This window comes from Streptomyces aureus, assembly GCF_001418135.1.
Taxonomy (GTDB): Bacteria; Actinomycetota; Actinomycetes; order Streptomycetales; family Streptomycetaceae; genus Streptomyces; species Streptomyces aureus_A.
On record NZ_LIPQ01000360.1, the window covers coordinates 22,185 to 28,305 of the forward strand.

The 6,121-nt window shown below is 70.8% G+C and carries 5 protein-coding genes; 4 read left to right on the forward strand and 1 reads right to left on the reverse strand.

Features of this window, described 5'->3' with window-relative positions; translation table 11 throughout:
* Positions 1-80 precede the first annotated feature (80 nt).
* The 3 genes from AOK00_RS27185 (at position 81) to AOK00_RS27195 (ending at position 3,064) form a co-directional block, all read left to right on the forward strand.
* Positions 81-1,073, forward strand: coding sequence for a helix-turn-helix domain-containing protein (locus AOK00_RS27185; RefSeq protein WP_055602895.1), 993 nt, complete (start codon positions 81-83; stop codon positions 1,071-1,073).
* A 224-nt stretch (positions 1,074-1,297) separates the two neighbouring features.
* Complete coding sequence (locus tag AOK00_RS27190; RefSeq protein ID WP_301554229.1) at positions 1,298-2,131, forward strand: universal stress protein; 834 nt, start codon at positions 1,298-1,300, stop codon at positions 2,129-2,131.
* Between the two features lie 90 nt (positions 2,132-2,221).
* The gene (locus tag AOK00_RS27195) at positions 2,222-3,064 is read left to right on the forward strand and encodes a hypothetical protein (RefSeq protein WP_055602897.1); all 843 of its coding nucleotides are present in this window, start codon (positions 2,222-2,224) and stop codon (positions 3,062-3,064) included.
* A 220-nt stretch (positions 3,065-3,284) separates the two neighbouring features.
* Here AOK00_RS27195 and AOK00_RS27200 read toward each other — a convergent pair whose 3' ends face one another.
* The gene (locus AOK00_RS27200; protein WP_055602898.1) at positions 3,285-4,919 is read right to left on the reverse strand and encodes an ABC-F family ATP-binding cassette domain-containing protein; all 1,635 of its coding nucleotides are present in this window, start codon (positions 4,917-4,919) and stop codon (positions 3,285-3,287) included.
* A gap of 491 nt (positions 4,920-5,410) precedes the next feature.
* On the opposite strand from AOK00_RS27200, the gene AOK00_RS27205 reads away from it, so the two are divergent.
* Complete coding sequence (locus AOK00_RS27205; protein WP_055602899.1) at positions 5,411-5,968, forward strand: hypothetical protein; 558 nt, start codon at positions 5,411-5,413, stop codon at positions 5,966-5,968.
* The last annotated feature ends 153 nt before the right edge of the window (positions 5,969-6,121 follow it).

Below are 6,121 nucleotides of genomic sequence, written 5' to 3' on the forward strand. Positions count from 1 at the left end.
TCCCAGCAGGGACTGTTCAAGGTCTGCCGCCTTGGCGCATACTCTCCCCGCTGCGACAAGCGGAGGAGAGTCGACCGCCGATGCTGGATGTTCTTGGCCTCGATCCCGACGAGGAGCGCGTCTACCGGGCGCTGCTCGGACGGCCGAACTCCACCGCGATCCTTCTCGCCGACCTCGCCGACCTGTCGCAGGCCCACGTCGACAAGGCGTTGTGCCGCCTCGTCGAGTGGGGACTGGCGACCAGGGCGGCGGACGAGCGGTTCACCGCCGCGCCGCCGGCCATGGCCCTCGGCGCCCTCATCAGCCAGCGCCGGGACGGGCTGCGCATGGCCGAGTACGCCCTGGTGACCTTCGCCGAGGAACACCGGGCGGCGATGACCGGGAACAGCATCAGCGACCTGATCGAGGTCGTCACCGGCGTCGACGCCATCCGGCATCGTTTCCTCCAGGTACAGCAGGCGGCCCGTACGCAGGTCCGCTCCTTCATCACCGCGCCGTTCGTCGCCCTGCCACCCGACGAGAACACGGCCGAACCCGTGGCCATCGGCCGCGGTGTGCACTTCCGCGCCGTGCTGGACCGGGCCGTGCTGGCGGAACCCGGCATCGTCGACGACGCGATCGATTCCCTGGGGAAGGGCGTGCAGCTGCGGGTCGCCGACGAACTGCCGATGAAACTCGTCCTGGCCGACGCCGACCTCGGACTCGTCCCGCTCGCGGTCACGGCGGCCGGAGAACCCGGCGCCGTGCTGTTGCACCGCAGTGGCCTCCTGGACGCGCTGGACGCGCTCTTCGAGACTGTGTGGCGCACAGCCCGCCCCCTCGAACTGTCGGGCACCGGCGGAGCGACCGACCCCACCGTCGAGGTCGGTACGGACGGTCCCACCGACCTCGACCGAAGGATTCTCGTCCTGCTCCTGGCCGGCCTGACGGACCTGAGCGCCGCGTCGCAACTCGGTCTGTCACCGCGTACGCTGCACCGGCGCCTGCGTCACCTCATGGACCTGGCCGGAGTCAGGACCCGGATGCAGCTGGGAGCCCACGCCGTGCGAAACGGCTGGGCGGAAGTCCCTTGAACGAGGGGGTCCCCCTCCGTACCGCGCACGGACGGGCATCCCGGCGTCCTCCGCCGGACGGAGTACTTCGGCAGCGTCGCCGAACGCTGTGCACATCATCGCTTCGGCGACTCGGTAGCTTCCTGACCAGATTCCCTCGCACACGGATGCCCATCGGTGCCCTGTGAGGGCCGGTCGACGATGGCCCGCGGCGAGGAGAGAGCAGCGTGTCCCGACCTGTCACTGTGGGAGTGGACGGCTCTGAAGGAAGCGTGGCGGCGGTGGACTGGGCCGCCGACGAGGCGGCGCTGCGCGGCGACGGCCTGCGACTGGTGTACGCCACACGGTGGGCGGAGCATCAGTTGGGGGCGATGAAGGTGTCGCACGAGGACCGTGCCGGCGCGGCGGAAGGCGTGCTGGCCGAGACCGAGCGGCGTGTCGGGTCCCGCCGGCCGGGCCTTGCCATGACCGCCGACGAGGTCGAAGACGCGCCCGCCAGCGTGCTGCTCGCCGCCGCTGCCGAGGCGGATCTGCTCGTCGTGGGCTCTCATGGGCTGGGTGGCGTCCGTGGGTTCATCGTCGGTTCGGTGGGGCAGGAGGTCGTCGCGGAAGCACAGCGCCCCGTGGTTCTCGTCCGCCCCGGATACGAGAACGACGGCTCCGGAGCGTCCGAGGGGAACAGTCGCCGGAAGGTGGTCCTCGGGCTGGACGTGAACGAAGTCAAGGACGAGCTCCTGCACTTCGCGTTCGATTTCGCCGGGCGGCACCGCGTCCCGCTGGAGATTCTGCACACGTGGCATGAATCCTTCGTTCATCACCCCGGCGCAGCCGCGAAGGACGAGATGGCGTCGGCGCTCGCCGGCGCGGTTCGACCGTTCCGGGACAGGTTTCCGGCGACGGAGGTGGTCGAGGTGTCCGCTCCCGGACGGGCGGCCGAGCATCTCATCGAGGCCGCGTCGGATGCGCGCCTGGTGGTCGTCGGCCGGCGCAGGGCGGCCAGGGGCGCTCACATCGGATCGATCACCCACGCCGTCATCCACCACGCCTCCTGCCCTGTGGCCGTCGTGCCGCACACCTGACAGACCGGGACACCGGTCGGCCGGGCGAGACAGGGAAACGTCCACGTTTCACTGTGCGCGGCGAGGAGGAGCTGGACCTAGGCTCGTGTCGTGGAACCGCCTGAGCACCGCGCCGAAGGCGCGGGACCGTTCACCACCCGTCTCACCTGGCACCGCCCCGAAGGGGGGACGGTCGTATGGGAGTCGCGGCCCGCGCGCAAGCGCGGGACGCTGTCCGTCCGCGACCCCGGGGGCACGGTCGCCATGACCCCGACCGCCGACACCGAAGCCCTCGATCGCCTCCGGAGGCTCAATTCCGTCGCATCGGGCGCGTTCTTCCTCGGCGGAATGCTCTTCGCTCTCGGCGCCGGGGTCGCCCAGTTCGGCTCGGGCGACCCGGTCGAGAGCGCCTCGATCTACTTCGCGGGCGGGCTGTGCTTCTCCATCGGGGGCTACACCTCGCTCTTGCAGGTACTGAACGCGCCTCGCCACGCCCAAGGAGGCGGCGCACCGGCGACGCCCGGCTGGCGGTGGTGGGGGTACGAGCCGATGCGTCTGGACTGGCTCAGCACGTTCGTGCTCTTCGCCGGGACGCTCGTGTTCGGAGTCAACCTGCTGGACTCCTTCCTGCAAGGGCTCACCGTCCAGCAGACCAACCGGCTGATCTGGACTCCCGACGTGGTCGGGTGCGTGCTGTTCCTGGTCTCGGGCCATCTCGCGTTCGCCGAGATCTGCCATCGCTCCCGGCCCTGCGTCCGCTCGCGCAGCCTCGGCTGGTGGGTGGTCGCGGTGAACCAGTTCGGGTCGGTGCTCTTCATGGTCTCTGCGTTGGCGGCCTTCACCCGGCCCAGCACCCAGAGCCTGGTCAACGCCGACATCGCCAACTGGGGGACGTTGTGCGGTGCGCTGTGCTTCGCGCTCGGTGGGGTACTGCAGGCCTTCGAACGACCTTAGGCCCTGTCGTCAGACTCTCCGAGGACTGCAGGATCGGCCGCGAGTACGGGCCGCTGGGCCCGGGGCCGCCCGAGGGCATGACCCCGGAGGCCGACGGCGAGCCACGCCGGCCGCCGCGCCGGCCCGGTGACCTTAGCGGGCCGGCGCGCAGGGAACCGTACGAAGTGATCGGTGGTACGCCCACGGGGCTCGGGCGCGGGCCGCCGCGCACGCCGGAGTCTCACACAGCAGGTGCCCCCGTCGTCTCGAGCGCGCCGTCGGCCAGTCGCAGCCGGCGGTTGATCCCGATCTCGGCGAGGAACCGCTCGTCATGGCTGACCACCAGGAACGCGCCCCGGTAGGAGTCGAGCGCGCTTTCCAGCTGCCCCACGCTGACGAGGTCGAGGTTGTTGGTCGGCTCGTCGAGCAGCAGCAGTTGCGGGGAGGGCTCGGCGCACAGGACGCAGGCAAGAGTGGCGCGCAGCCGCTCGCCGCCGGAGAGCACGCCGACGGACAGGTGAGCCCGGGGGCCGCGGAAAAGGAAGCGTGCGAGCAGGTTCATGCGCTCCGCTTCGGGCCGATCGGGCGCGTACGCGGCGAAGTTCTCCGCGACGGTGCGGTCCGGGTCCAGCAGGTCGAGGCGTTGCGAGAGGTAGGCGATGCGGCCGTCGCCGCGCTTGACCTGCCCGCTGTCCGGCGCGAGTTCGCCGGTGATGAGCCGCATCAGGGTGGTCTTGCCGGCACCGTTGGGTCCGGTGAGGGCGATGCGCTCGGGCCCGCGTACGGAGAGGTCGATGCCGCCCGGCGCGAAGACGTCCTTGCCGTCGTGCCGGACCTGCAGCCGCTCGCCGAGGAAGAGGTTTCGTCCCGTGGGCACGTGGGTGTCGGGCAGGTCCAGGGTGATCCGCTGCTCGTCGCGCAGCGCGCGCCCGGCCTCGTCGAGGCGAGCCTTGGCCTCGCCGACCCGGGACTCGTGCATCTGCCCGGCCCGTCCGGCGGACTCCTGGGCGCCGCGCTTCATGTTCCCGGCGAAGATCCGGGGCAGGCCGGCGCTCTTCAGGTTGCGGGCGGCGTTGCTCGCGCGCCGATCGGCGCGTTCCCGGGCCTGCTGCAGCTCCCGCTTCTCCCGCTTCAGTTCCTGCTCGGCGTTGCGTACGTTCTTCTCGGCGACCTCCTGTTCGGCGCGCACCGCCTCCTCGTAGGCGGTGAAGTCGCCCCCGTAGAAGCGCAGTCGCGACCCGCCGAGCTCGGCGATGCCGTCCATGCGGTCGAGCAGGGCGCGGTCGTGGGCGACGAGCAGCAGCAGGCCGTTGAAGTCCGACAGCGCGTCGTACAGCTTGTCGCGGGCGTCCCGGTCGAGGTTGTTGGTCGGCTCGTCGAGCAGCAGGACGTCGGGGCGCTTGAGCAGTTGCGCGGCGAGACCGAGTTGGACGACCTGACCGCCGCTGAGCGTGCCCAGGCGCCGGCCGAGGGAGAGGTCGGCGAGACCGAGGCGGTCGAGCTGGGCGCGGGTGCGCTCCTCGATGTCCCAGTCGTCGCCGATGGTGGTGAAGTGCTCCTCGCGCACGTCGCCGGACTCCACGGCGTCCAGGGCGTGGATCACGGCGGCGACACCGAGCACTTCGGCGACGGTCACGTCACCGGTCAGGGGAAGCGTCTGCGGCAGGTAGCCGAGCGTGCCCCCGACCGACACCGAGCCGGTGGCGGGCCGCAGTTCGCCGGCGATCAGCCTGAGCAGGGTGCTCTTGCCGGAGCCGTTGGGGGCGACCAGGCCGGTCCTGCCGGCGGTCAGGGCGAAGGACAGGTCCTGGAAGACGGGAGTGTCGTCGGGCCAGGCAAAGGACAGATTCGAGCAGACCACAGTGGCGTCGGACATGGAGGGACCTCGGGAAGGCAGGGGCGAAGACAGCTCCGCCCTGGGCAGACGTCTGGGAGAGGGGTACGACGAAGGCGGCCACTCCGGCTGCGCGCTTCTTCAGCACGCCCGGCGGCCGTCAGATCCGGATCTCACCCGGAGATGTCGTCGTCACCCACCACGTCTGCGACTCCTCGATACACGGTCGACGTCCTCGCCAGGCTAACAGGGCCCGCACCTTCCTGCTGGAATTTCCGCTGTCCACGGCTCGCCCCACGCGCCGACGCGTGCGTGGACGGGCCGATCGCGCATTCACGGCTGGAACGGACGCCCGCAGACCGTCGGCGCGTGTCAGTACCCACGTCGACACCCGTCCCTGGATGCCCGGTTTGCGTGCGAGGCCAGGGGGCACGCGGACTCCCATGAGTCCTGGGACGCCGAAGAACCGGGACGCAACAGAACCGGGACGCAACAGCGTGACTCCGTGAGAGCACGCGAAAGGGTGAGAGCCGATGCCGACGGGAATCGTCCTGATCGTCGCGGTCGCGGTCGTTGTCGTTGTCGGGCTCGTCGCCGCCATCGCGGTGAAGCGCCGACGACGGGCAAGACTGCGCGACTGCTTCGGGCCCGAGTACGAACGGGCCGTCGAAGCGACCGGCAGCAGGCGGGCCGCGGAACAGGAACTGGACGCTCGCGAACGACGCTTCGCCGACTTGGAGATCAAGCCCGTACCCGGCGAGGTGCGGGAACAGTACGCCCGAAGGTGGATGCGTATCCAGGAGGAGTTCGTGGACCGGCCCGAGGCCGCGGTCCGCGACGCCGACGAGCTGGTGACGACGCTGATGCGCGACCGTGGCTACCCCGACGAGGGGCACGAGCAGCGGCTGCGCGACCTGTCCGTGCGCCACGGCCGAGTCCTGGAGGACTATCGGGCGGCCTTGCAGGTCCGCGCGTTGAGCACCGGCAAGTCCGCCACCACAGAACAGCTGAGGGGCGCGATGACGCACTACCGCACCCTCTTCGACGACCTGCTCGCTGATGGCGAGCCGACCGGCACCCGCCGGACCTGATGCGGAGGCAGGACAGATGCGACACCACGACACGTCCGAGCACACGACTCAGGCGCCGAGCCGACGCCACCAGGCGGACCCGATGAGCCGACGCCCCGAACCGCCGGCCGGCCGCCCCGAATCCCCGGCCGACCGGCGGTTCGGGGCGTCGGC

Bases quoted from the DNA above. Each gene is read 5' to 3' on its own strand.
- AOK00_RS27185 (WP_055602895.1), top strand. From the start codon at position 81: ATGCTGGATGTTCTTGGCCTCGATCCCGACGAGGAGCGCGTCTACCGG.
- AOK00_RS27200 (WP_055602898.1), bottom strand. From the start codon at position 4,919: ATGTCCGACGCCACTGTGGTCTGCTCGAATCTGTCCTTTGCCTGGCCC.
- AOK00_RS27205 (WP_055602899.1), top strand. From the start codon at position 5,411: ATGCCGACGGGAATCGTCCTGATCGTCGCGGTCGCGGTCGTTGTCGTT.